Genomic DNA, 25165 nt, shown 5'->3' with positions numbered 1-25165 from the left:
ATGACCAAACCCGGTTTTTTTAAACGCTTAAAGGCTTTGAGCCTGCAGCAAAAGAAGTTATTTGCGGTGGCTCTGTGTCAGCGTATGCAACCCAATTATCAACTGTTTGCTGAGGTATGCCAATTTGGTAATGCCACGGTGCTTGAAACCTTACAGCAACTGCTGTGGCAGTCGCTGTATGACAACAAGTTGAAACTCAATCTAGAAGCGCAGATCAACAAGCTAGAAGAAAACACCCCTGAGCCTGAAGACTTTGATGTATACGGTGTCTATCCGGCACTGGATGCGGTAGTGGCGTTATCGAGCTATTTAGGTGCGCTGCAAAGCAAGATTGAAGATGATATTACTAACATCTCTAAGCTCTCATCGGCCACAGTAGCCAACTATGTTGAAGCGTTAATCGGTGATGATTTTACCAATGAATCCGCACTAGATGATGCGGTATACGCTCATCCTATGATGCAGCAAGAGCGTGAATTACAAGCATCATTGTTAGAGATCATCGAGGAAAATCCAGAGCCAAGCGCCGAGTTTATCAAAGCGCTACGGAAAGAGATTGTGCAAGATGGTGTATCCAACATTGGCATCAGTTTAGCAGACAACGCCGAATCATAAGCCTTTGATACAGCAGTTATTACTAACATTTTTAGCGCCAGAAGTACCACTAACAATGCCGTAAATGACGCACCATTATAGATAGACGAAGGGCCACACAAGTGGCCCTTCGTCTTAGCAAAGCTAAAAGCTTTGTCTCTCCAAATTGTATCGTGCATCAGCAGCCGGTTCAGCGTAGCACACATGCAACGCGATCTCGTCTCCCCGGCTGCTATTCAGCTAATAATTCTCGCGCATTCGCCAGCGTGTTACTGGTGATCGTATCACCTCCCAACAAGCGAGCGAGTTCTTCAATACGTTGCTCTCGGCTAAGCGGTATCATCGAGGTTTCCGTCATTCCGCCTTTACTCTGCTTAGCAACAAACATCTGTTGATGCCCATTCCCTGCCACCTGTGGTAAGTGGGTCACGCACATCACCTGTGTCGTTGAGCCAAGCTGACGCAACATGCGACCAACAACCGCAGCGGTCGGCCCTGAAATACCCACGTCGACTTCATCAAAAATCAGCGTTGGGGTGGCCACTTTTTGCGAAGTAATCACTTGAATACCTAAACCGATACGAGACAGTTCACCGCCAGAGGCCACTTTGGACAAACTATCCAGTGGCTGTCCGGGGTTAGTACTCACTTTGAAATCGATGCTATCACAGCCGTGCAATGACATCGCTTGCTCGTTAAAACTTACCTCAATCGTAAACTTGGCCTTCGGCATATTCAGTTCACGAATCGACTCTGTCACCAGCTTATCAAGCGCTTTGGCGTGACGTTGGCGACTACTGCTAAGTTTCTGCGATGCCTGTTGATAAGCGTCTTGGTATTGCTGCACTTGCGCTTGTAACGCTTCAACCAACTCATCGTTAGAATCGAGAGAATTTAGTTCCTGTAACAAACCTTGGTGGTGTTGATACAGCTCATGCGGAGCAACATGATGCTTACGACTCAGCTGCATTACCATAGATAACCGCTCTTCCAACTGCGCAAAATACTCAGGGTCCATCTCCAAACTATCGGCGTAATGTTGCAGTTCGCTGCGGCTCTCCTGCACTTGAATTAATGCCTCGTTAAGCATGTTGTTGACGGAACTTAGCTTGTCATCATAGCTCACCAACTCTTCAGCAACGGAGATCACCCGATTGAGTAACGATTCGATATTGGCATCGTCATCTTCACTCAACATTAGCATGCTGGCTTGTAAGCTCTCCGCCAACGCCGTGCTGTTCGCTAAGCGTTTATGCTCGTTTTCCAGTTCGGAGAACTCCTGCTCACCCAAGTTAAAGTCGTTAAGTTCCTCCACTTGATAGCTGAGCAACTGCCGTCTAGCTTGGCGTTCTTGCGCGGTTTGTTGGAGTTCACGTAGCTGTTGCTCAGCGTGGCGTAGGTTGTGATAGCTTTTCGCCACAGCTTCCAACAACAGCTGGTGTCCAGCATAGCTATCCAACAACACTAATTGTTGATCAGCACGTAACAATGCATGGTGTGCATGTTGACCATGAATACCAATCAACAATGTTCCCAACAGTTTAAGTTGGGCAATAGGCACCGGGTTACCATTGATATATGCCCGAGAGCGGCCATCAGCCGCTACGGTACGACGCAGAATACACTCGTCTTCCAACTCAAGGTCGTTGTCTTCGAGCCAACGCTTTGCCAACGGTACGTCGCCTAAAGAAAATCGGGCACTCACCTCTGCCTTGTCGGCACCGGGCCGAACCGAGGCCGCATCTGCACGATTGCCTAAACATAACCCTAAGGCATCAATAGCGATGGATTTACCCGCCCCCGTTTCACCGGTGATGGTAGTCATACCCGCTCGAAATTCAAGCTCTAAAAAGCGGACAATAGCGTAATTGGTAACACTGAGTTGGCAAAGCATAACCACTCCTAAAACCACTGTATTGATGAACAGTATATACTGATTTTTTATACAGTAAATATGCTGTTTAAAAAATTGTCATGCTAACGTTGAGCGCCGATAGCACGACGGTAACATCGCCTAACGTGACCAAGTTATACTATGATAAGAGCGGATCTTTCTGCAAAAGCGAACCAAACTATGCAAAGCCATCAAGCGGCTGAATTTCAATTGATTTATCTTTTTATACATCTGGTTAATGTGGGCAGTTTTTCCGGCACAGCCAAAGAGCTTGATATGCCGATAGCGACCGTCAGCCGCAAGTTGGCCAAGCTTGAAACCCTGATGAACCAACAACTGCTGATGCGCAGCACGCGTAAGCTACGGCTCACCGAAGAAGGGCTAGCGTTATTTCAGAAATACCAAGCGCTGATCGCTCAATTTGATGCATTAAATGGCGCCCCAGAAACGCCAGAAGGCACGTTACGAGTGTCGGCGCCCATCTCAATCATTACTGCACTATTTATCGATACCATTAATGACTTTTGCGACAGTTACCCAGATATCCGCTTACATATCGTGCAAAGCAATGAAGATTTTGACCTGATTGAGGAAGGGATCGATGTGGCAATTGTCGGTGGCACCCAGCCAGATTCCTCATGGATTTCGCGCTCAATGGGCGTGCTGAATTATCGTTTGGTGGCGGCTCCAGGTTATCTACAACATGCATGCCCGATTGAGCACCCACAACAACTGGCTCAACATAAAATCATTAAGGCATGGCCCCTGTACAACTTCTCACTACGCCACCCTAATGGCGATAGCTTCTACTACGATGGGCCGGCCAAGCTGACGCTGACCGATTTAAATGGTGCCATTATCGCGGCAGAACGCAGTGGCGGGATTTTGTATGGACCAGAGCTGTTTGTACGCCAGCAATTAGCCAACGGGACACTACAAATTGTGTTGCCAGAATGGCAGTGTGAAAAACGCCGAATCTCACTGCTGCATCATCAGCGCAGCCAACAGCCATTGAAAGTGAAACTGTTTATCGATTTTATGCTTAGCCGCGCTGATGGGCTATTTAACTAGGGGTTGTTTATCTTTAGTGTTTCAACACAAAAAACCTCGCCGGGGCGAGGTTTCTTCTTACCGATGTAGCTTACAAACTGATCCCAGCGTTAGCTAAGTCTTTGGCAATAATAGTTGCTGGCAGCGAGACGTAACCGTCCTTTTCGACCACTGTTTGCCCTTGTTTAGACAGCATGAACTTAATGAACTCACGCTGCATTGGCGTCAGCGGTTGGTTGGGATGCTTATTCACGTAGACATAAAGATAACGCGCTAGTGGGTACTTACCACTGACGGCATTTTCCGGTGTCGCCGCAATGTAATCGGTACCGTTTTTAGCAATAGCGACTGCTTTCACTCCTGCTGTTTTATAACCGATACCTGAGTAACCAATGGCGTTGAGCGATTGTGATACTGACTGTACCACGGATGCACTGCCGGGCTGCTCGTTCACACTGGCTTTAAAGTCACCTTTACACAGCGCATGTTCTTTAAAGAAACCATAGGTACCAGAGACCGAATTACGGCCATATAGCTGAATATCTTTAACCGCCCAATCGCCCGTTAGACCAACATCGCCCCAACGCAGCATTTCCGTTGAGTTACATTTGTGGGTAGCGGAAAAAATCCCGTCTATCTGCGCCACATTCAGCCCTTTAATCGGGTTATCTTTGTGGACAAACAGGGCTAGCGCATCAATAGCCACCCGAATACGGGTCGGCTTGTAGCCATAGTGCTTTTCAAAAGCTTCCTCTTCATTGGGCTTCATCGCACGGCTCATTGGACCGAACTGAGAGGTTCCTTCGGTTAACGCCGGCGGTGCAGTGGATGAACCCGCCGCTTGGATCTGCACATTTACGTTGGGGTAGATCCGTTTAAACTCTTCCGCCCACAGCGTCATCATATTAGCCAACGTATCGGAACCCACTGATGAGAGATTACCCGACACACCGCTGGCTTTCTGATATTCCGCTAAGTTAGGGTCAACCTTAGCTTGCGCGCTATGTGCAAATAACACGGCGATAGCGAGGGTAATAACGCCCAACCAATAGTTAACTTTCATATTAGGCTCCGAGAACTGTTCGATGACCGCATAAAAGACGTTCAGTATGTAAAAATAGCATGTCGATGATATTTCAGTTTAATGACATCTAAATGACAGCGACTGATTAAACAATCAAATGCTGGGGAATAACAAAGCTAAAGGTGCTGCCTTTGCTTGGCGTACTGACAATGACCAACTCACTGTGATGGTGGTTTACTGCGTGTTTGACGATGGCAAGCCCTAACCCAGATCCACCGGTCTGCCGTGAACGGGCGTTGTCAACACGATAGAAACGCTCGGTTAAACGGGCAATATGTTGCGGCGCAATGCCAATGCCGCTGTCGGTGACACTAAACATCGCCCCTTTAGCTACCCGCTGCCACCGCACCACAATTTTACCGCCCGGCTCTGTGTAACGGATGGCGTTGGAGATCAAATTAGAGCAAGCGCTACGCAACTGCAGCTCATCGCCATGAATATTCAACGGCGACTCAAGCTCAAACTCGACTTGATATTCATCTCGTGCCAATGCCTGCGCCTCCGAGCGCAATATGGACAACAGCTTGCCCATATCGACCACTTTTTCCAGATTGATTTCGGCGGAGTCTTCAATGCGCGACAAAGCCAATAGTTGCTCCACCATGGATTGCATCCGGCTCGCTTGCTGCTGCATCAGGCTTAATGGTCGTTGATTCGGATCGTCTGGCTCTGCCATGCTCTGCATCACCTCTAGATAACCTTGCAACACAGTGAGTGGCGTTTTCAATTCATGGGAGACGTTGGCGACAAAGTCTTTGCGCATGCCTTCCAGTTGGCGTACTCGCGTAATATCACGGGCGATCAACAACATCTGTTGTTCACCATAGGCAATTAAACGGATTTCCAGCATGCGCTTTTCAGAAACGGGTGAAGGTAAGGCTAATGGATCTTCAAAGTGGCCGTTTTTAAGATAGGCAGAAAAATCGGGATGGCGAATCAAATTGTCGACACGCTGGCCATTATCTTGCGGCCACACCAGCCCCAACATCAGCTGCGCCAGTTTGTTACACCAAACAATATTCAGCGCAGCATCTAATACCACTGCGGCATCCGGCAGTGCTTCAGCACCTTGACGAAAACGTCCAAGTAGCCCAGCGAGTTGACTTACCCGCTTGCGGTTCTTGCCCTGTAAACGATAGATACCGTTAAACACCCCTTCCCAACTGCCGCTACCTTGTGGCGGCGTTAAGCGGCGATCTTTCCACAGCCAATGGTTAAGGCGTAACAGTTGTCGATAATGCCAAAGCAGCAATAAGCTAGCGCCGATACTAAACACCAACCACACATGACCGATGAGCAGCCCCAGTAGCAGACAACCTAGCAGGTAAAATGCTAAGCGAGAAAACAGGCGGTAGCCAGAATAGGAATCAAACATATGTGTTAAGAGGCCATTAGCGTCCAGCAGGCACAGCGCATAACCATAGAGAACATTATGCGCGGCAACTAATCAACTAGGTGCGAGTGGAAAAACGATATCCAGCACCGCGTACAGTTTGGATCAAGTTATCATGACCTGAAGGCTCTACCGCCTTACGCAAACGGCGAATATGCACATCGACAGTCCGGTCTTCGACATACACATTGGTGCCCCAAACGTTATCCAGCAATTGTTCGCGAGAATAAACACGCTCAGGATGCGTCATAAAGAAATGTAGTAAACGGAATTCAGTCGGCCCCATATCCAGCACGGTTTCACCCACAGTAACACGATGACTTACGGGATCTAAGGTTAAACCTTGTACTTCGATTACATCTTCTAAACGAGTCGGTGCGGCACGGCGAAGTACCGCCTTGATGCGAGCGACGAGCTCTTTGGGTGAAAACGGCTTAGTAATATAATCATCGGCCCCCACTTCAAGGCCTTTGACTTTGTCTTCCTCTTCACCGCGAGCGGTTAACATGATGATCGGGATCTGCCGCGTAAATTCATCTTGCTTAAGGGTTTTAGCAAATTGAATCCCGCTGCCGCCGGGGAACATCCAATCAAGCAAAATCAGATCGGGATAAGGCTCCGTTAACAACGCCGAGGCCGATTCAAAGTCTTCGGCGGTACTGGTAGCAAAGCCGTGTTGCTCCATCACAAAAGTGAGCATCTCGCGGATTGCAGCTTCGTCTTCAACAATCAAAATTCTTGCAGTCATGGTCGCTTCTTTAAGTAATATGACACGCGGTTATTATTGGACAATTTTATGACAGATTTATGAATAACCAGCAACTTATCGGTAATATTTGCGTCATTTTGTCATAGATTGCTGGACGAGTAACCCAAAAACAAAACGCCAGACAAGGCTGGCGTTTTTGACTCGATGAGCATTTTAGAACTTGTGTTCTAAACCAACACCGAAGTAACTGTCGTCATCAGAAACACCTTCCATAGAGCGGTTGGTGTAGAAAGCGAACAGTTTAGTTGGCTTCGCGAGTTTATAGTCAGCACCGACAGACCAAGAATCACCCGTATCTTCCATATCTTGGTACTGCGCTTTCAACGTGACAGCGTTGATGTCATAAGCCGCACTGACCAAGTAACCGTCGATACTGTCAGAGTCACCTTCTGACTTTTCTTGTGACTGGTACATTGCCCCCAGCTTAAGGTCAGCAACTTTACCTTGTACGGTAGCACGTACAGTGTCGTAACCTTTCACTTTAGAGTCATAAGCGATTGCGGCATAGATAGGCGTTTTCTTCAAGCCAGCATCACCATACATCAGCGCAGCAGATACACCGCTTTCGCCGTCTTGCGAATTCGCAGCTTCGGCAGCATAGGTTACACCAAACTTCACATCACCCAGTGCTGGCGACACGTAGTTAACTGTTTGCTCGATACGATTGTCACCTTTGAACAAGCTTTTCAAGTCACCGGACAAATCGTTGAACTGGTCAACTTTACCTTGTGAAACTTTCATCATGGTGTCTTGGCGACCAACAGAGATAGCACCGAAGTTACCTTTCAAACCAACAAACTGACTACGAGCTTTGAAGTTATTGCTACTGTCATCATTAGTCGCCACTTCATATTCAACTTGGTAGAAAGCACTCAGTGAATTACCTAAGTCATACTCACCTTTAGCGCCTAGGCGAGAAGCATTGCTTTGTACCGCAGTTTCAGATTCACCACCTTCGTCATTAGACTGTACGGTCACGTTCAGTTTGCCATACACAGTCAATGGTTCAGCTGCTTGCGCAGAGGCGATACAAGCAGAAGCGATAGCGGTAGCGAGTAGGGTTTTGCAAATTGCGTTCATCATTATTTCCTTTCGACGTTATATTCGCCTTGGTTATGGATTTGGAACGAGCGCAAGTTTGCAAGCCGCATGTTGCAGTTTTATTTCATCTCTAATTGCAAGCTGCTGTAACGGCTAGCATTATAGATACCACAGCCCGAAGAAGTGAGTATTCACGCGGCTTAGCGACTCAGTGGCTTTAATATGACAATTTGGTTAAATCTTTGAATCGTGAAAATTTGACGATAATCTGACCACGGTTTACCGCGCTAGAAAGATGGCTTACACTGCCGAATCCGTTACAAATGAGCAGTGAATATGTGGTTTAAAAATCTTACTCTTTATCGTTTCAACAAACCTTTTGTGATTGAAACCGAGCAATTGGAACAAGCACTGGAAGCTTTTCAATTTCACCCGTGCTCAAGTCAGGACATCAGTAAATTTGGCTTCAGTAAAGCCTTCGGCAAAATTGGTCAATCCTTAGTACATAGTGCTAACCAACGGCACCTAATTTGCGCCACCAAAGAAGAGAAAATCTTACCGTCTCAAGTCATCAAAGAAGCGTTAGAAGAAAAAGTGGCCCACCTCGAAGATGAGGAAAACCGCAAAATCACCAAAAAAGAAAAAGACGCCCTGAAGGATGAAATTACCACGACACTGCTACCACGCGCATTTAGCCGCCGCAGCCAGATCCACGCGGTCATTTTACCTGAGCAGCAATTACTGATTGTGGACAGCAGCAGTGCAACCAAAGCGGAAGAGTTGCTAGCACTACTGCGTAAAGCCATTGGGAGTTTGCCTGTTGTTCCTGTCAGTTTTGCCACGCCGATTGAGCTGCAACTGACTGACTGGCTCAAACAGGGCGAGCTGCCAGTGCCTTTCTACATGCAGGATGAAGCTGAGCTAAAATCTGCTGCGGATGAAGGCGGCATCGTACGCTTCAAACAGCAAGATTTGACAGAAGAGGAAGTACTGGCTCACCTCGAAGCGGGCAAACAAGTACATAAATTGGCCATTCAATTTGAACAGTCTATCAGCTTTGTCCTACAGTCAGATGCAGGTATTCGTCGCCTGAAATTCGCCGAAGAATTTCGCGCTCAAACCGATGATGTTGCTGGCGAAGATCCATTAGCGAAACTGGATGCTGACTTTGTGCTGATGACAGGTGAGATCATCGCCTTACTTAACACACTATTTATCAAGCTGGGTGGCGTTGAAGAGCAAAGTATCTAAAGAGGCAGTCAGGGGATTCTGCGGCAACTATCGAGTTTAAATTGCCGAGTGCCAAACAGATAACTAATGCCTAATGTAGACAATTTTTAACCGAGGTGTCAGTTGCCTGAGTACGCAGCTTTACCCCGGCTGCCCACAAGTTAGAACGCCCCTAATGACAACAAAAAAGCGCCAAACGGCGCTTTTTTGTTATCGGAAATACTAGCCAATGGCGATTACGACTTTGCCTTGTTGATACCGTACTCACGCAATTTATTGGCGATAGCGGTATGCGAGACGCCCAGCTTTTTCGCCAATTGGCGGGTGCTTGGGTAGGATGGATACAAGCGGCGCAATAGACTCGACTCAAACTTCTTCATTGCCTGATCTAACGAGCCATCAAAGTCGCCTTCAAAATAGCCCTGCCCCTCTTCATAAGATGGCAGTCTAAGCTGTTCAATGGTGAGTTCATTGGCCACACCATCCCACATCGACACCGCACGAAAAATGGCATTTTTTAGCTGACGCACATTACCTGGCCAAGCATAAGCCAGCAGGAAGTTACGGCATTTGGTTGAAATACGTTTTATTGGGCATGATAGCTGTTGGCTGTAGTGCTCTAAAAACATCTCTGCCAACGGCATAATATCGCTACGACGCTCACGCAGCGCGGGGAGATGGAAGCATAATACGTGAATGCGGTAGTACAAGTCTTCGCGGAACTTTCCCTCTTGGCAACGCTTCGCCAGATTTTCCTGTGTAGAGCAAATGATGCGGATATCGGGGCGAATATCGTCCTCACCGCCGACACGTCTAAAGCTGCCATCTTGCAGCAAACGCAGCAGTTTAATCTGCGCGGCGTTACTCATCTCTGCCACTTCATCAAGAAACACTGTGCCGCCTTTGGCCTCTTCAAAGAAGCCGTGTTTCATCAATTTACCGTTGGTCACATAACCAAACAGCTCCTCTTCGACAGCACTGTCGGGGATCGCTGCACAGTTGATCGCCACAAACGGCTTTTCGCGGCGCATACTGGCATCGTGACACGCCCGAGCCATCATCTCTTTGCCCGTTCCCGTCTCACCGGTAATCAGCAACGGCGCATCTAGCTGCGCCATGCGCTGAGCTTGCTTAACCACATCCTGCAGCTTATCGCTCACGGCCAGTACGTTTTCAAAGCCTTTATAACGGCGTTGCAGTGCATTAAATTGCTTGCCGACGCGATCAGGCGTTTTAAGCGTAATGACGGCACCCGCCAGTAAGGAATGCTGCTCATCTTCAGGTAACTCAATCGGCAACATTTCGGCGAGGTACTCATCATTACCGATATGGACGCGCGCGGTTTGACCATGTACCTGCGACTCACCCAGCCAACGACTGAAGTTAAAGCCTTGCACCCAATGATTAAGCGATTCATCCAACACTTCATGCTCCTGCATACCGAGCATAAAGAGTGCGGACTCATTGACGAAACGAATGGCACCTTTGGCATCCAGAGAGAAGACACCATCAGGCAATGTTTTGAGTAGAGTTTTTAAGGCGTAGCGCTCCTGTTCAGATGGCATAATCGCCACCGTACGAACGTCGTGCACACTTTCAACTTTACGGATCTGAGGCATTAGCTCTTTGAGAATATCAAAAGGCACCTCAGCGAACTGTAAATAAAGACGACCTTTGGTCATCGCATCAATAGAAACTAAGTTGATGCTATAACGCTCCAGCACCGTCAAAATATCCTTTGCCACACCGACTCGGTCTAGGCAAGTGACTTCCAACCGCATAAACGCATTCCCTAATTTTTATTCATTCTCGGGATCATTGACTAGACGACAAAAGCCATGCCAGCCGTATTTGCTATAAGGTAGAGGGAACGCGAATAAGTGGCAAGGCTTCTTTACAGCCAAGTGTTGTTTGTGTACAAAAAAAGACCGAATCGGAACAATTTAGTTGATAGGAAACAAACAGCTAGCAGCCACCAGCGGCTCACCTTAAAAAGTTAACATATTGTAAAACATCAACAAAACATGAACCAATGCTGTCACAAAGACAAAATTGTCAGCAAAAGCGATGAGTTAAGCAAAATTAAGTGGTATTAGTATCAACCGCACTTAAAATAGCGTTATCCAAAATTCAATTCACATAGCACTGAAAAGGATGTCTATGAAAAGCACAATTCGTAAAGCTGTTATCCCTGTTGCCGGCTTGGGTACTCGCATGTTACCGGCCACCAAAGCCATCCCGAAAGAAATGCTGCCCGTGGTTGACCGACCACTGATCCAATACGTGGTCAATGAAGCTATCGAGGCGGGAATCAAAGAAATTGTGTTAGTTACTCACGCCAGTAAAAACTCTATCGAAAACCATTTCGATACCAGTTTTGAGTTGGAAACCCAGCTTGAACGTCGTGTAAAACGCCAACTGCTCAATGAGGTTCAATCTATTTGTCCTGATGACGTTACCATTATCAGCGTGCGTCAGTCTGAAGCTAAAGGCCTAGGCCATGCGATCCTATGTGCCCAATCTGTGGTAGGCGATGCCCCATTCGCGGTAATCTTGCCGGACGTACTGATCGATAGTGCCAGCAGTAACTTAGCAAAAGACAACCTCGCTGCAATGGTCAAGCTCTATGATGAAACGCAACATGGTCAAATCATGGTCGAAGGTGTGCCAGAAGCGATGGTCAACCAATACGGTATTGCCGACGTTAATGGACATGACCTCCAACCAGGGGGTAGTGCCTCATTAGCACAACTGGTAGAAAAACCGAAAGTTAACGAAGCGCCATCAAACCTTGCGGTTGTAGGGCGCTATGTGTTGCCTGCGGCGATTTGGCCTCTGCTAGCGAAAACACCTTCCGGTGCCGGTGGTGAGATCCAGCTGACCGATGCTATTGCCATGCTGATGGAACGTGAACAAGTTGACGCCTATTACATGTTGGGCAAAAGCCATGACTGTGGTAACAAACTGGGCTACTTACAAGCGGTTATCGAACATGCCGTACGCCATAAAGAAGTCGGCACTGAATTTACTGACTACTTGAAAAGCTTCGTTGCTGCACTGAAATAATTCGTTATTGCAGCTCGTATACGCTAACGCCTGATGCACTGCATCGGGCGTTATTATTTCTATCTCGCGCCATCTCATTATTTTTCACGGCTAGCCGCCAAACATTTGTCACCGATTATTCATCACATTAATTTCTGCGTTCCCCCGCCTAGCCACTCAATTTACGTCACTGCGCCAATTATTAATGGTTTTCTTATTCGCCTCATCTCGGTAACATCCCCTAAGCTGAACATTAACAGGATGTAACTTCAGGATGTTTAAAAGTAGTAAAAAGAAGTCAGATATTACCTATATCGCCAAAGGCACCAGTATTACTGGCACGGTTTATTTTGATGGCGACACCTTGGTTGGCGGCGCACTGCAAGGCGAAATCCATGCAGAACGCAGTATATCAATCGAGCCTAACGGCGTTGTTGATGGACAACTAAGATGCGTGGAGTTGCGCGTATCGGGGAGTTTCAAAGGAAAATTAATGTGCGAAAAACTGATCATTACTGAACGTGGCCAAGTCGAAGGAGAAGTCTCCTGCAGCAACATGGAAATTTTCGAGGGCGGTCAGTTTATCGGGGTTCGCTTAAAAGAACAGATACATCTACTGGAAGATGTCCCCTCTCTCCTTAAAAATTCACCAAAAGCGGACAAGGAATTACTCGAAGCAGAATAACATTCGAGATTCCCACTGAGTATGAGGCGTGATGTGACTCGCAATTCCATCACTTTTTTCTGTTTTAGTGAGGTCTCCCCGTCAACATCACTGTCAAACGTCATAAGATTGTTTAGCATTATGTGAGATAAGAAACTTTAGTAACTTGCCTCGCTAAAAGGCCAATAATAATTATGACCAGCAGACTGCTAAAACAACTGTGTGAGTTAGATATTTTTACGTTGATGGTATTTAAAAATATCTATGAAACGGGACACGCTAATATTACTGCGCGCGAGCTATCTGTTTCGGCTCCCAAAATCAGTCGATGCCTTAGCTCGCTGCGGTTAGCATTTGACGACGAGTTGTTCTATCGTCGTCAACAAAAACTCAAGGCTACACCACTGGCAGAAACCCTCTATCAGCCGGTGTGTGACTTTATTCAGTCCGTCTATCAGATTGAGCTGCAAGCCAAGAAAAGTCGTGACTATCGCGCAGATGATGGGATTCATATCGCTGTGGGTTATGGACTAATGTCGGCCTTGTCGCATATATGTGGTCAGGTCGAAGTCCGTAATCAACTCGGACGAATCCGCTTATACAAATGGCAAGATGAATCCGCCGATCTCATTCATAGCGGTGAAATGGATCTTGGACTCACATTAGAATTACCCGATAACCAGGAGTTAATCACCACCAGTTTGGGTGACGTGGTAGAACTTGGCCTTATTTGCCGAGAGGACCACCCAATATGGAAAAACTGGCCCTTACTGACGTTATCAGAAATCGCACGTTATCCATTTGTCTATTTTGCGATAAAAGGTTTTAACGAGCGTATAGACCCACTGGAACTCTATTGCCAGCAAGAAAATATTGCCCTAAATGACATCGATTGTGTGTCAGATATCGAAGAATGGTATGCGCACTTACTCACTATGGGAAGTATTGCTTTCGCACCCGCGACAGAATTATGTCATATCGAACAAGTGACCGGCTTGCGGACGGAAATATTACCTAAAACAGAAATCGAGAAGTTGCACCGCACTATTTCGATGCCATCGTTTAATCTCATTGAAAAATCAGAAAATTATCGCCGCTACAATGAGAATCAGCGGCAGATAATTATTGATATCGTTACGCGTCTGCTCGCCTTTCACGGTGAGTCAGATTTACGCCAATTTGGTACTTAAGACGCGTTATCATTTACAGAAAAAGGAGCCAATATTGGCTTCTTTTTGTACTTCCACTGCATATTTTATCGTTTTTCCAGCCTTATTTCGTTTTCCGAAATTACCGATTGCACTTTTCGAAATTTTCATATCGATTTCTTAACCCACATTTCACAAATCGAACACTTACTAAAGTAATACCCCATTAGTTATAGGTATATTTACAGTACTGCAATAGCAGTCAATATAATTTAAATAAGGGACGCAATGATGAAAAATCATAATATGTCATTACTGGCGCTGATGCTGTCAGGCATGCTCGCTCTCACCGGTTGCGGTGATGACGGCCATGACGGCGCTGATGGCGCAGACGGCAGCAACGGCGCTGATGGTCAAGACGGCCAAAATGCTGGCGACGTTGTTTCAACCGTCTATAAAGCAGGCGACGTAACCTTCACAATCGACCCCGCTGAAAATACGCTAGCGGGTGGCGATGCATTAGCGCTGAAATTCTCTGTGGCTGGCAAAAACCAAGCAGGTGCTGCTACACCGCTGACTGGTTTGGAGATGATTGCAGTTTACTCAATCACAGCCGTAACTAACACAACTAGCGATGGTCCATCTGTGTACTGGGAAAACAACGGCGATGCCGCCGGTGCACACTCAATGTACTGTACTCTAGATGGTACATACACTTCACGCGGACAAACTGGTGAAGCTTGTACATTGGTTGAAGACCCTGCTAACCCAGGTACCTACACTGGCACATGGGAACATGAAGGCACTGCGCCAATCATGAATGCCGATGACGACTTGAATGCACCACATCGCGTGATGATTCGCGTTTATAATGTCACTGACGCAAACGGTAAATCAATCAGCGATAAAATTCTTGGTAGTATCGACTATATCCCTGCAACAGGTGAAACTGGCGTAACTACCGGTAAAGACACCGTAGCTGATGCCGCGTGTAAACAATGTCACGGTGAAAGTGAAGCGACTGGCAACATCGCCAATATTTCAGCTCACAGTAACTACCAAAGTGTAGAAAACTGTGTGTTCTGTCATAACCCTGCGACTCAACCTGATGAAGAGCAAGCGGCTGAAGGTTATGTATTTGACCTGCCTGCAATGATCCACCGCATCCACGGTGGTGCACACTTAGCAGAACTGGCTCCATACGGCTTCATTCAAACAGCCGAATGGGCTGAAATTGGCTACCCAGCACCATTGGATCAATGTACTGTTTGTCACAGCCAAGACGAAGGCAAAACCACTTGGAAAGATGAACCAACACGTGCAGCATGTGGTGGCTGTCACACCAATATCGACTTCGCTACTGGTGAAAACCATGCTGACTTCGAATTGGCACAAGCTGATGACTCACAATGCGCTAGCTGTCATGGTACTGGTGGCCTAGCTCCAGAAGCAGCTCACGCTGTAGGCGCTCGCGCCGTAGCCGCTGAAAATCTGACTGTAGATTTCACTAGTGCTCAAGTTAGTGCAGGTGTATTGACTATCACTGCAAACGTAACCCTAAACAAACAACCTATCACTGATATTGCTCAATTAAATATCTTGTCTGGTACTGGTATTTTGTTAGGTGGCGTAGATAGCACAGGTCAAATTACTCGTTGGGGTGCTCGCCCATCACTCAGCAGTGCATCAGGTTCAGTAACTAATGCTACAACTGGTGAAGTAACTTTGACTGTTGCGGCTACCGCTTCGAATGGTATTGCTTATGTAGGTACCGAAGCTAACTTCTGTGCTCAAAAAGACGGTACTCCTGTTGCCTGTTCTTCAGCCAATGCTCACTTCGACTCATCAGATCCTGTAGGTGTTACTTCTAAAGTTAAGTTCTTCGACTTAGCAACAGGTACTGAAGTCACTGCAGCAAATCGTATCGCTCGTATGGCAGACCCTGCACGTATCACAATTGCAGAAGCTAAATGTAACGCTTGCCACACTTCTCTTGACTATATCAAGGGTAGTCGTCACGGCGTATATACCTTCGACCAATGTATGGATTGTCACAACAATACCTACCAAGGTTCTTATCACCCATTCACTAACCTGTTAACTACAGTAACTAATGCTGACGAAACAGAAACTACCACTGTTTCTGATTCAGGCTCACGATTCTATAACCGTGACCTTGCAACTGTAGCGCACCGTTTCCATAGTGGTAACATGAATGATGGAACTGAACCTGAAGGTATCTTCTTGGACGGTAATAAGTCGCTTCACGGTTATCCAGCACCACAAGCTAATTGCGCAGTTTGCCACACTTCAGATGCTCTGTTTAAAGATGGCGCGCTGACCTCTGGCCGCACAAGTATTGCAATCAGCATTACTGCTGCACAAAAAACTACTGCAGCAGATTTGGCTGATACCACCAATTTCGAAACTAACGCGATTGCTGGTACCACCTACTATATCTCTCCAGTAGCCGAAGCTTGCCGTGCATGTCACACCAGCTCTGCCGCGGTAGCTCACTTTAAATCAAACGGCGCGGTTGTTGCTGATGACCTACATACCGTTAATGATTTGACTGTTGAGTCTTGTGCAACTTGCCACGCAGCTGGTCGCGCAAACGGTATCGACAAAGTGCATGATTGGACAGCTCCAGCAGCTGAATAATACAATTCTCAATGCCTAAATAACTAGGGCCCTTCGGGGCCCTTTTTTATATTGGCAGCGATAAAGGTAAGCCAACACTGTCTCCCGCTAGGGCACATCAAAAGGCTAAGCGGAAACACTCAATTGTTGGTACACAGACTAATCAATAGCTGGAATGGAAATACGGCCAATACAAAAATCGACAAAAAACCGTAGCGAACACAGTAAGCATATGCCCTCGTCTCCAATTTATCTGCATTCATAACTCACCGAAGAAATATTACAGATTTGCCGACGTCACCACGGTGTGGCTATACATGCGGCACTCCGCCACCAGCGCACGAATCGCTGGGTTATGTTCGCTAGCGCGATTCATTAACAAGTAGATACCGTGAGATTCTTTGAGTTCATCGGCTAATCGGTAAAATTTAAGCCCTATTTGATTGGCGACATGATTCAAACGAGAGGGAAGTAACGCGGCATAATTGCCCGATTTGAGCGCAAAGCTCAAACCAAAAATACTGGAAAACTCCGAATGGATATCCACTTTAGTGTCCAGTTTCGCTATCACTTTGTCGAACGCTTCTCGCAAGCCAAACCCTTGGGTGAGCGTCATATAGCATTGCTGTTTCAAGTAGCTCACATCAATCGGAATATGCTCCGTTGATGGCTGTTCACTGGTTTGTGCAATCGTAAAGCTTAACTCGTCATCAAAGAGTTTCATCGCCGTATAAAGGTGGCTAGTTTCCAACTGCTGATCACCATAAATCATGATCACATCAAGCTCAGAGCGTTTGAGTTTATCAATTAGCTCGCAATTTGATCCCGAATGAAACTCTAGCTGAACATCAGGTCGGCGTAGCTTATAAGCTGACAGTAGATGCGGTACTAAATCCACCGTCAACGAATTGATAGAACCCACGCGAATTTTCTTTGGAGTAATGCCAGCGGCAATTTGCGTATTGTCAATTGCTCGAGACAGATCGCTCAGCGCGCTGACACACTGCTGATACAAGATTTCAGCCGCTTGCAGCGGTACCAAACTGCGGCCTCGTTTCTCAAATAATACGCAACCTAGGTCTTCCTCTAAGGCATGAATCGAGCGATATACAGATAGAGTATTGATATCCATGGCTTCAGCCACATGGCTCATATTGTGCTGTTCCATGTAACTAATAAATATCTCTAGACGATTAATCGTTGTAGGGATGCGACGACTCATGAGCTCTCTTACCAGTACAATATTGGATTAAGCTTAAATTAACCGTACTTCTGCATCAACATGGCTAGGTTATCGATATTCTCAGACTCCATCGCCACTGCTATAGTCTCCGGCATGCTTGTCTTACATAACCCCGTCAACACGCTGCCGGGTTTCATTTCTATTGCTAAGGTCACCCCGCGCTCTTTGAGCATTGCGACGGTTTCCCACCAGTGAACTTGCCGTGCCATGTTATGGGTTAAGTCATCACAAATTTTGTCTGACTGGAACATAGCTCGGGCCGCATTGGCACTCACATAAGTGCATTGCGGACGTTTTAGCGCCATTGAATCAAATGCGCGAGCAAAGACTTCAGCCTGAGCTGCTAGCAACGCGCAGTGCGAGGGAACGTTAACCTTCAGTAAGCGCGCACTGGTGGCTTGACATTGTATGGCAAGTTCACACAGGTAACTCAGTGATTCATTCTTGCCAGAAATCACCACTTGCGATTCAGTGTTAATATTCGCTACATACAGACAGTGGCCCAGCGCATTGGCATCGCTAATAAATTTCTGTATCACAGGCAAACTCAGACCAATCACCGCGGCCATGCCATAGCCAGCAGGATAAGCAGATGCCATTAACTCACCGCGATGTGCGACCAGATCGAGCCCCTGCTCAAAGGTGATGATGCCTGCACAAATTGCTGCGGGAAAAGCACCAATGGATAACCCTAAAACATAGTCCGGCATAATGTTACGCTGCCGCAATATGCTAGCGTAGGCATAGCCACAGATAGTTAATGCCACTTGGGTATTACGATTATTTTTAAGTGCAAGTTCGCTATCTAACAGCAGGACATTTTCGCCAAAATGGTCACTCGCTTGAGCCAATAATTGGCGGCCAAGGTCAAACTGCTGCAGCGCAGTTAACATGCCCGCTTTTTGCGTTCCCTGCCCGGGAAAAGTAAATAAAGTCGCCACAACGATTCCTTAACTACAACTATCGGCCCATGGCGTCGCCGTAATGATTGGACCACGAGCCGTTTTGAGTAACACACTAGAAGATGAGCTAAGCCATTCATTTATGGCAAACGCCCCTGTTGGTGTTTCAATCTGAATATCGGGGCGCTGAGCAAGACGATTTAATTGTTCCATCAACGAGAAGCCAACTGACTTATCTATTGCCTGAGGACAACACAAACGCAGGTCGATATCACTCTGGTGGTTCGCCGTCGCTATGTTGGTAGCCAGCTCAAAACCTAAGCTTCCAGTGATGCCCCACGTCAGTCCCAATGTGTGCATGCACTCAGCGATGGTTGCCAACGTCTGCCAATGCGGTAAAGGGTTCTGTGTCATTCGGCCATACCACCCCTGCTGCTCCACTAGTTGCTCAGGAGTCATAGTGCGTCGCACAGCATCAATTGCGACTACATTTGCGTACCGTTGACTGCGGGTATAACCCCGCAGTCCAACCGCAATATGGTTAGCCGTGGTGACTGCCCGTCTAACCACCACCGGACGTTGCAATAAATCCGCTATCGAAAACCACTCAGGTACAGTGTCGGTATCGATGACCGCGTTCACCCAAAGTAGATCATGTGGTTTTACTTGCAACGTCATAGTTCACCTCGTGCAGTTACAGTAGGAAGTACATGAACAACGGCATGGTCAGTGCAAACAGGATGGTGGACAGCAGCAAGGTGCCTTCAGAATCTTCGTCCTGCACGCCAAAACCGTTACCAAACATCACCCCAAAGAACCCAGTTGCCAGTGCGACCAAGAATACCGAGGCGGCCAGTAATGTCGCAGGCAAGCCAAACGCTAATGCAATTACATAAGCGAAGACAGGTTGTACTAAATTCTTCAAAACGAAGCCGAAGATAACGGCGCCATTTACTCTCAACTTACGTGCAGACACGATTAGCCCAGTGAGGAACAACGCACCGCCACCAGCCGCGGCAGCAAGCGGTTTCAACGCATGGGTCAGTAACTCGGGCATTGTGGTACCAAAGCACGAGAAGACAGTCCCCAGGATTGGCCACATAACGATTGGATTTTTCAGTGCTTTAATCAGTAACGGCACGACCAGTGATCCCATGGATGCTTCTCTAAACTCGGGCTTGGTTTCTTTTTCCAACACCATCAGCGTTAGTGGAGACAAGAAGATTGAGCCACAGGCGATAGAGATAGCCACATTTAACGCAATTTCACTGGCAGAAGCACCAGAAATGGTTTCGCTCAGGATAGGTACACCTAGCGCGGCGTAGTTAGGCAGCGAAATGGTTAGCGCATAAATCGCCGCTTTAGCAGGATCTTTGCCAAATACTTTGCGGGCAACAAAATAGGTGAATCCCCATAATACCCACATGGCCAGCACCAACACAGCGATCAACGGCAGTTTGCTGATAAAACCTTGCACTGGCGTATGCCACGTTGCTGTAAACAAGGCGGTTGGCAAGGCAAAGCGCATCACAAAGACGTTCAACACCGCCACATTTTTATTATCCGCAACTTTGCGGATGCCACAGTAATACCCCAATCCGAGCACAACAAAAATTGGAGCGATAGCGTTTAGTACTGCATGAAACATAATATTCATACCTTAAAAGGCAGCATAACCCGCGAGTTATGCTGCGGTTTTATTATAATTACCAAGCTTTAGCCATTTGTTGACGTACTTGTAGTGAGGCTTTGCGCATCTCACTGTGCAGACGGCCAGAAAGGTCTCGTGCGTCGTCCTGAGCAATATCGATAAGCGCATCAGCCAGTATTTGGTTAATGGCGGCGATATCGTCATGGGTTGGTGATACCGCGTTGTGCACGCTCACCTTTTTCCATAACAGACCTAAGGTGCTGTAGTTTTGAATGTCATAGGCCATTGGCGGAATAGTGGCCGCAAGTTTTTCCAACTCTTCGACAGAGCGCAGCGTGATGCGTGCGGCCGAGGCTTTGCCCATGGCGTGCACCATACAGCCCTCATCATCCAACGCGATAAGACGGTTAGCTTGATAGCCATGAGCAAGAAACCCGCCCGACATCGCTTTACCCACAATCAGACCAATCACTGGATGCCCCGCCATTCTTGCGGTGGCATAGGCATTTGCCGCACCAGCAAGTGCTTGATGAATACCGTAAGCTTCTTCGCGACGGCCATAAGCTTGTGATGGCACATCAATAACAGCGACGATAGCCGTCTTAGCATCACAGGCTTTATCTTGTGCAACCACCTCACTGATGGCTTTAGCAACATTCCAACCTTCCAACAACCCCACTTCACCGTTACGCGCACGCGAGAAGGCATTGTTTTCATCGGTAACAACAGCGATATAACGTGTTTTTTGCTCGCCGATGGCGCTATCCACCACCTTAACAGATGGAATAAAACCTTCGGCGGCAGTGCCGTTAGCACTTAAGGCATGTAGCCAAGTCAGACCACGATTACTCATTGGATGCTCCTTTGGCGAAATAGTGACGCACAAGTTCAGGTGAGGCTTGTTGCTGCTTATCCATCTCTGCAAATACCGAGAGGAATTGTTCAACCTGTTCACAACGTACAGTTGCTGGCAATGGCTGATTGATAATGTTGGTTACTTCGCTGCGGATTTGCTCAGCATTATCGTCGACGAACACATCGGCAAAGCCAGTAGCAAAGCGAGCTTCGCCGCCGGTAAATGACCAGATGAATGGACGGTTACGAGAGTCGTATTCGGCAATACCCGCTTCTTGCTCAATCACTTGCGGGCCATTCAAGCCTAAGCGTGCTTCCCGTGTCAGAATCAGCTTGCTACACAGACCTGCCGCGATAGACATACCGCCAAAACAACCAACGGTACCAGCAATAACACAGATGACGGGCACATACTCACGCAAGGCAATAATCCCCGCATGGATATCTGCAATTGCTGCGAGGCCGAGATTGGCTTCTTGTAAACGCACCCCACCAGTTTCCAACAGCAATACCACTTGCGTTGGTTTGCCAGCTTTTGCATCTTGTAGAGCTAACTCAAGCGCGGCAGCCATCTTGGCACCGGATATCTCGCCAATAGCGCCACCTTGGAAGGTACCATCAATACCGATAACCACGCTGGGTTTACCATCGATTTCCCCTTTCACTACCACACAACCATCATCGGTCTGCGGCACAATGCCTTGAGGCAATAACCATGGGGAAAACGAATGGTACTCGTTGCCTAATACCTCCCGGAAACTCCCGTCATCGAGGATGAATTTCGCACGGTCACGCGCACCCATCTCAATGAAAGAGATAGTGCCGAGCGGATTAGCCACCGCTGCTGCGGGCTGGCTATTAATCTGTTCAAGCGCTTGAATGAGGCGCAGGCCAATAACCCCTGGCGTGGCACCGAAGTCATTGATGGTAATTCTCATTGCCGGAGTGGTATTGGCAAACTGACGATCAAATATCGCTTGCCACAGCGGTTGGCGGTTATCTACCGAGGTGATCAAATTAATGTCAATTTGAGCGTTTTCTGTCGGCTCAAACAGGATTTCTAAATCACCGGAGCCAACGTTACCAACGCGCACCATTCGGTTGATAACGTCTTGCGCTTTATAGGAAAAATGCAGTTGTTCCATATGTGGAACCTCCCAATTATTTGGATAGTTCTGAGTGTTCAACCCAGTCGACAAACAGCGTGGCCGCTAAAAGATCGGCAGCACCACCTGGTGAGGCATGTAACGCGATCATCTCTTGATCAAGTTGTTCCAGCTGCGCCATGCCCTCTTCGGTATGGCTGCCACCAAGTGCCAAAATTGCTTTGCTTCGATGCTGTAATAACGACTGCCCAGCTAATCCGGCGCGACTTAAAACGCAGGTATCAGTTAAGTGAGCGGTCAGCGCCAGCAAAGCATCAAGACGAGCGGCGGTTTCTGAATGTCCAAGTGAACGGCTAAGTCGCAAAGTAGGCAGAGCGTGCTGCATGATGGCTGGGAAGCCCAGTTGCGCCTGCTGTTTGGCGCCATTGATACCGTATTGATTACTCGCCAACTTGCCTTTGCTAAACGTGTTGGGAATATGGCGGTCTTCAATGCGGGCAATCTGTCCCGCAACAGCACACAAGTGCATCGCCGCAATTTCGGTGCTGTTGACTGCTGTAGCCGCGGTGCTGAGTAAGCCAAGCGCCCAAATCGCCCCTCGATGGGTATTTACACCATGCGTGGTATGCATCATTTGCCGTTCTGCATCTCGCCCAATGGCGCCGATGGTTTCACGTAACCAAATGGAGACAGGTTGTTGGCTACCAGCAAGCGCCATCTGAGTAAAATAAGGGGCCAGACACGTTGCAGACTGCACCATCAGTTCAACACTGAGGTCGGTGTGAGACCCGGTGTTGCGGTTATCCACTAGCCCAGGCTTTGGCGTAAGATTCACCTCGGCGATAAGTGCTTGCTTGGCGTACTCACCGATGGCGTCACACCAAGGATTGCTCGAAATAACTCTCTGACTACTTTGCATAGTGATCACCAGCTACGATATTTTGCTGGTGGCTGATACAAGCCGTCAGACCATTTCACTAAGTCAGCCACACTCTTAGCGGCAAGTAATGAGCGGTTTGCGTCACTACGCTTGATCCCCAAGTCTTCAGGGGTGGCAACCTTACCTGCAGCACGCAGAGCATTGACTCGTTCAGCAGTGACGCGTTTGCCGAATTCAGAGACCCCAGCAACGGCGGCAATCATCTCTTTACGTTCGGTCAAATCACGCGCCATATAGAGATAAGCGATACCTTCTTCGGTCAACAGATGGGTGACGTCATCGCCATAAATCATGATTGGAGCGATTGGCATACCGGCTTTTTTGGCCACATCAACAGCGTCAAGCTGATCAACAAATGTCGACTTAGCACCGTCTTGGTAGGTTTCAACCGCTTGAACAACTAGCTTTTTACCTTTAACAACATCACGTTGTTTTTCTTCATCGGTAATCATGTTGAGCCAAGCATCAGTAGCGTGACGGCGACCGCGAGGGTCATGCCCCATGTTTGGCGCACCACCAAAGCCCGCCAGACGACCATGAGTTACCGTAGACGAGTTACCTTCAGGGTCCATCTGCAGCGTTGAACCGATAAACATATCTGCCGCGTACTGCCCGGCTAACTGGCACATTGTCCGGTTGGAGCGCATTGAGCCATCAGGGCCGGTGAAGAACACATCGGAACGCGCTCGAGCATACTCTTCCATCCCTAGCTCGCCACCGAACGAATGCACGGTTTCTACCCAACCAGCTTCGATTGCAGGGATCAGCGTTGGATGCGGGTTTAAGGTCCAGTGTTTACAAATTTTGCCCTTGAGTCCCAACTGCTCACCGTAGGTAGGTAACAGCAATTCAATGGCAGCAGTATTGAAGCCAATACCGTGGTTAAGGGTTTGCACACCGTGTTTAGCGTAGATGCCTTTAATGGCCATCATAGCCATAAGGATGTGGGTATCTTTGATTAAACGAGGATCACGGGTAAACAGTGGCTCAATGTAGAAAGGCTTGTCGGCTTGAACGATAAAATCAACCCAATCGCCTGGAATATCAACGCGTTCAAGATCATCAGTGTTGTCAACAATTTCGTTCACCTGAGCAATAACCAAGCCGTCTTTAAAGGCTGGCGCTTCTACCAGCCCAGGTGTGTCTTCTGTTGATGCACCAGTGTACAAATTGCCTTTACGGTCAGCCTTGTAGCCAGCAACCAAGGCCACATTGGGGATCAAGTCGGCATATAAGCGAGCATATAACTCAATGTAAGTGTGGATTGCGCCGATTTCTAACAGCCCATCCTCCAGCATCTGTGCAACACGTACGCTTTGCGGACCGGCAAAAGCAAAATCTAGTTTGCTGGCAATGCCTTTTTCAAAAATATTCATATGCGATGGCAAGCTAACGCTTGGCATGATCATATGTAGGTTGTGAACACTCTCTGGATTGACTTGCTCTAAACAACGAGCAAGGAAATCTGCCTGTTTCTGGTTGTTACCTTCGAGAACGACCCGATCATTTGACTTGAGCAACAGTTCTAATGCAGCCACCATGTTATTGGTTGGCAGTACTTTGCCATCAGCCAAAGATGCTACCGCAGCAATACGCGCTAGCTTTTCTGCTCTCTTGGTAGTCCATTGTTTTGTAGACATTAAGACACCTTCTCTGTGAGATTAATACATGCTACTTATCAGTAACGCTGTGTAGGCATCTTACGGGGATGCTGAGTTTTAAAAATCAGCATGAATGACAGCTAAATATACAAAAAGTGATAATGTTTTTTGAAAGCGGTTGCGGGTTGCGGGTTGCGGGTTACGGGTTGCGGGTTGCGGGTTACGGGTTGCGGGTTACGGGTTACGGGTTGCGGGTTGCGGGTTGCGGGTTGCGGGTTGCGGGTTGCGGGTTGCGGGTTGCGGGTTGCGGGTTGC

Annotated in this window: 21 protein-coding genes; 7 read left to right on the top strand and 14 right to left on the bottom strand. The window is 47.7% G+C overall.

Translation table 11 applies throughout. From position 1 onward, the window contains the following. A complete protein-coding gene (locus ACN0TT_RS04695) occupies window positions 1–615 on the top strand; it encodes a YjaG family protein (RefSeq protein ID WP_417760992.1) in 615 nt (204 codons plus the stop codon). 211 nt (window positions 616–826) lie between these two features. On the opposite strand, the gene recN is transcribed toward ACN0TT_RS04695, so the two are convergent. Continuing rightward, a complete protein-coding gene (recN, locus tag ACN0TT_RS04690; protein WP_417760991.1) occupies window positions 827–2488 on the bottom strand; it encodes a DNA repair protein RecN in 1662 nt (553 codons plus the stop codon). Between the two features lie 180 nt (window positions 2489–2668). Between recN and ACN0TT_RS04685 the strand changes: the two genes are divergently transcribed. Continuing rightward, a complete protein-coding gene (locus tag ACN0TT_RS04685) occupies window positions 2669–3559 on the top strand; it encodes a LysR family transcriptional regulator (protein WP_417760990.1) in 891 nt (296 codons plus the stop codon). Between the two features lie 70 nt (window positions 3560–3629). Here the strand turns inward: ACN0TT_RS04685 and ACN0TT_RS04680 are convergent, their stop codons facing one another. The 4 genes from ACN0TT_RS04680 to ACN0TT_RS04665 form a co-directional block, all read right to left on the bottom strand. Beyond that, window positions 3630–4601, bottom strand: a complete 972-nt coding sequence (locus tag ACN0TT_RS04680; RefSeq protein ID WP_417760989.1) for a PstS family phosphate ABC transporter substrate-binding protein — start codon at window positions 4599–4601, stop codon at window positions 3630–3632. 106 nt (window positions 4602–4707) lie between these two features. After that, window positions 4708–5997, bottom strand: coding sequence for a phosphate regulon sensor histidine kinase PhoR (gene phoR / locus ACN0TT_RS04675; RefSeq protein WP_417760988.1), 1290 nt, complete (start codon window positions 5995–5997; stop codon window positions 4708–4710). A 76-nt stretch (window positions 5998–6073) separates the two neighbouring features. Then, window positions 6074–6763, bottom strand: coding sequence for a phosphate regulon transcriptional regulator PhoB (gene phoB / locus ACN0TT_RS04670; protein WP_417760987.1), 690 nt, complete (start codon window positions 6761–6763; stop codon window positions 6074–6076). Window positions 6764–6937: 174 nt separating this feature from the next. Beyond that, the gene (locus tag ACN0TT_RS04665; protein ID WP_417760986.1) at window positions 6938–7867 is read right to left on the bottom strand and encodes a porin; all 930 of its coding nucleotides are present in this window, start codon (window positions 7865–7867) and stop codon (window positions 6938–6940) included. A 294-nt stretch (window positions 7868–8161) separates the two neighbouring features. On the opposite strand from ACN0TT_RS04665, the gene rdgC reads away from it, so the two are divergent. Beyond that, complete coding sequence (rdgC, locus tag ACN0TT_RS04660) at window positions 8162–9076, top strand: recombination-associated protein RdgC (protein ID WP_417760985.1); 915 nt, start codon at window positions 8162–8164, stop codon at window positions 9074–9076. A gap of 215 nt (window positions 9077–9291) precedes the next feature. Here rdgC and tyrR read toward each other — a convergent pair whose 3' ends face one another. Further along, entirely contained in the window at window positions 9292–10836 is a 1545-nt protein-coding gene (gene tyrR, locus ACN0TT_RS04655; RefSeq protein ID WP_417760984.1) for a transcriptional regulator TyrR, read from the bottom strand. A 379-nt stretch (window positions 10837–11215) separates the two neighbouring features. On the opposite strand from tyrR, the gene galU reads away from it, so the two are divergent. The 4 genes from galU to ACN0TT_RS04635 all read left to right on the top strand — a co-directional run bounded on the left by galU (window position 11216) and on the right by ACN0TT_RS04635 (window position 16573). Next, the gene (gene galU, locus ACN0TT_RS04650) at window positions 11216–12121 is read left to right on the top strand and encodes a UTP--glucose-1-phosphate uridylyltransferase GalU (protein ID WP_417760983.1); all 906 of its coding nucleotides are present in this window, start codon (window positions 11216–11218) and stop codon (window positions 12119–12121) included. Window positions 12122–12374: 253 nt separating this feature from the next. Then, a complete protein-coding gene (locus ACN0TT_RS04645) occupies window positions 12375–12785 on the top strand; it encodes a bactofilin family protein (RefSeq protein ID WP_417760982.1) in 411 nt (136 codons plus the stop codon). 173 nt (window positions 12786–12958) lie between these two features. Further along, entirely contained in the window at window positions 12959–13954 is a 996-nt protein-coding gene (locus tag ACN0TT_RS04640) for a LysR family transcriptional regulator (protein WP_417760981.1), read from the top strand. 246 nt (window positions 13955–14200) lie between these two features. Beyond that, window positions 14201–16573, top strand: a complete 2373-nt coding sequence (locus ACN0TT_RS04635) for an OmcA/MtrC family decaheme c-type cytochrome (protein WP_417760980.1) — start codon at window positions 14201–14203, stop codon at window positions 16571–16573. A gap of 259 nt (window positions 16574–16832) precedes the next feature. Here ACN0TT_RS04635 and ACN0TT_RS04630 read toward each other — a convergent pair whose 3' ends face one another. The 8 genes from ACN0TT_RS04630 to mdcA are packed head-to-tail and all read right to left on the bottom strand — an operon-like array spanning window position 16833 to window position 24889. Continuing rightward, window positions 16833–17774: a LysR substrate-binding domain-containing protein gene (locus ACN0TT_RS04630; RefSeq protein WP_417760979.1), complete on the bottom strand. Its 942-nt coding sequence runs from the start codon at window positions 17772–17774 to the stop codon at window positions 16833–16835. 38 nt (window positions 17775–17812) lie between these two features. Beyond that, on the bottom strand, window positions 17813–18736 hold the full coding sequence (locus ACN0TT_RS04625; protein ID WP_417760978.1) for an ACP S-malonyltransferase: 924 nt from the start codon (window positions 18734–18736) through the stop codon (window positions 17813–17815). A gap of 9 nt (window positions 18737–18745) precedes the next feature. Next, window positions 18746–19375 carry a malonate decarboxylase holo-ACP synthase gene (locus ACN0TT_RS04620; protein ID WP_417760977.1) on the bottom strand — a complete coding sequence of 210 codons (630 nt, stop codon included), beginning with the start codon at window positions 19373–19375 and terminating at the stop codon, window positions 18746–18748. Between the two features lie 16 nt (window positions 19376–19391). Continuing rightward, window positions 19392–20345: an AEC family transporter gene (locus ACN0TT_RS04615; RefSeq protein ID WP_417760976.1), complete on the bottom strand. Its 954-nt coding sequence runs from the start codon at window positions 20343–20345 to the stop codon at window positions 19392–19394. A gap of 58 nt (window positions 20346–20403) precedes the next feature. Beyond that, window positions 20404–21201, bottom strand: a complete 798-nt coding sequence (mdcE, locus tag ACN0TT_RS04610) for a biotin-independent malonate decarboxylase subunit gamma (RefSeq protein ID WP_417760975.1) — start codon at window positions 21199–21201, stop codon at window positions 20404–20406. Next, window positions 21194–22348, bottom strand: a complete 1155-nt coding sequence (locus ACN0TT_RS04605; protein WP_417760974.1) for a biotin-independent malonate decarboxylase subunit beta — start codon at window positions 22346–22348, stop codon at window positions 21194–21196. The genes mdcE and ACN0TT_RS04605 overlap by 8 nt, the downstream gene beginning before the upstream one ends. 16 nt (window positions 22349–22364) lie before the next feature. Then, complete coding sequence (locus ACN0TT_RS04600; RefSeq protein WP_417760973.1) at window positions 22365–23228, bottom strand: triphosphoribosyl-dephospho-CoA synthase; 864 nt, start codon at window positions 23226–23228, stop codon at window positions 22365–22367. 5 nt (window positions 23229–23233) lie between these two features. Beyond that, a complete protein-coding gene (gene mdcA / locus ACN0TT_RS04595; RefSeq protein WP_417760972.1) occupies window positions 23234–24889 on the bottom strand; it encodes a malonate decarboxylase subunit alpha in 1656 nt (551 codons plus the stop codon). Window positions 24890–25165 lie beyond the last annotated feature (276 nt).

The sequence above is a fragment of the Shewanella sp. genome (assembly GCF_048265805.1).
In the GTDB taxonomy this organism is placed as follows: domain Bacteria; phylum Pseudomonadota; class Gammaproteobacteria; order Enterobacterales; family Shewanellaceae; genus Shewanella.
The sequence above is the reverse complement of the archived record's forward strand: the minus strand, read 5'-3'. Positions and strand labels throughout refer to the sequence as shown.

What these genes read in the sequence shown, in the direction of transcription:
- tyrR (WP_417760984.1), bottom strand. Translation starts at nt 10,836, where the DNA reads ATGCGGTTGGAAGTCACTTGCCTAGACCGAGTCGGTGTGGCAAAGGAT.
- ACN0TT_RS04665 (WP_417760986.1), bottom strand. Translation starts at nt 7,867, where the DNA reads ATGATGAACGCAATTTGCAAAACCCTACTCGCTACCGCTATCGCTTCT.
- rdgC (WP_417760985.1), top strand. Translation starts at nt 8,162, where the DNA reads ATGTGGTTTAAAAATCTTACTCTTTATCGTTTCAACAAACCTTTTGTG.
- ACN0TT_RS04615 (WP_417760976.1), bottom strand. Translation starts at nt 20,345, where the DNA reads ATGTTTCATGCAGTACTAAACGCTATCGCTCCAATTTTTGTTGTGCTC.
- mdcA (WP_417760972.1), bottom strand. Translation starts at nt 24,889, where the DNA reads ATGTCTACAAAACAATGGACTACCAAGAGAGCAGAAAAGCTAGCGCGT.
- recN (WP_417760991.1), bottom strand. Translation starts at nt 2,488, where the DNA reads ATGCTTTGCCAACTCAGTGTTACCAATTACGCTATTGTCCGCTTTTTA.
- ACN0TT_RS04640 (WP_417760981.1), top strand. Translation starts at nt 12,959, where the DNA reads ATGACCAGCAGACTGCTAAAACAACTGTGTGAGTTAGATATTTTTACG.
- phoB (WP_417760987.1), bottom strand. Translation starts at nt 6,763, where the DNA reads ATGACTGCAAGAATTTTGATTGTTGAAGACGAAGCTGCAATCCGCGAG.
- ACN0TT_RS04695 (WP_417760992.1), top strand. Translation starts at nt 1, where the DNA reads ATGACCAAACCCGGTTTTTTTAAACGCTTAAAGGCTTTGAGCCTGCAG.
- ACN0TT_RS04680 (WP_417760989.1), bottom strand. Translation starts at nt 4,601, where the DNA reads ATGAAAGTTAACTATTGGTTGGGCGTTATTACCCTCGCTATCGCCGTG.
- ACN0TT_RS04605 (WP_417760974.1), bottom strand. Translation starts at nt 22,348, where the DNA reads ATGGAACAACTGCATTTTTCCTATAAAGCGCAAGACGTTATCAACCGA.
- mdcE (WP_417760975.1), bottom strand. Translation starts at nt 21,201, where the DNA reads ATGAGTAATCGTGGTCTGACTTGGCTACATGCCTTAAGTGCTAACGGC.
- ACN0TT_RS04600 (WP_417760973.1), bottom strand. Translation starts at nt 23,228, where the DNA reads ATGCAAAGTAGTCAGAGAGTTATTTCGAGCAATCCTTGGTGTGACGCC.
- ACN0TT_RS04645 (WP_417760982.1), top strand. Translation starts at nt 12,375, where the DNA reads ATGTTTAAAAGTAGTAAAAAGAAGTCAGATATTACCTATATCGCCAAA.
- ACN0TT_RS04620 (WP_417760977.1), bottom strand. Translation starts at nt 19,375, where the DNA reads ATGACGTTGCAAGTAAAACCACATGATCTACTTTGGGTGAACGCGGTC.
- galU (WP_417760983.1), top strand. Translation starts at nt 11,216, where the DNA reads ATGAAAAGCACAATTCGTAAAGCTGTTATCCCTGTTGCCGGCTTGGGT.
- phoR (WP_417760988.1), bottom strand. Translation starts at nt 5,997, where the DNA reads ATGTTTGATTCCTATTCTGGCTACCGCCTGTTTTCTCGCTTAGCATTT.
- ACN0TT_RS04685 (WP_417760990.1), top strand. Translation starts at nt 2,669, where the DNA reads ATGCAAAGCCATCAAGCGGCTGAATTTCAATTGATTTATCTTTTTATA.
- ACN0TT_RS04635 (WP_417760980.1), top strand. Translation starts at nt 14,201, where the DNA reads ATGATGAAAAATCATAATATGTCATTACTGGCGCTGATGCTGTCAGGC.
- ACN0TT_RS04630 (WP_417760979.1), bottom strand. Translation starts at nt 17,774, where the DNA reads ATGAGTCGTCGCATCCCTACAACGATTAATCGTCTAGAGATATTTATT.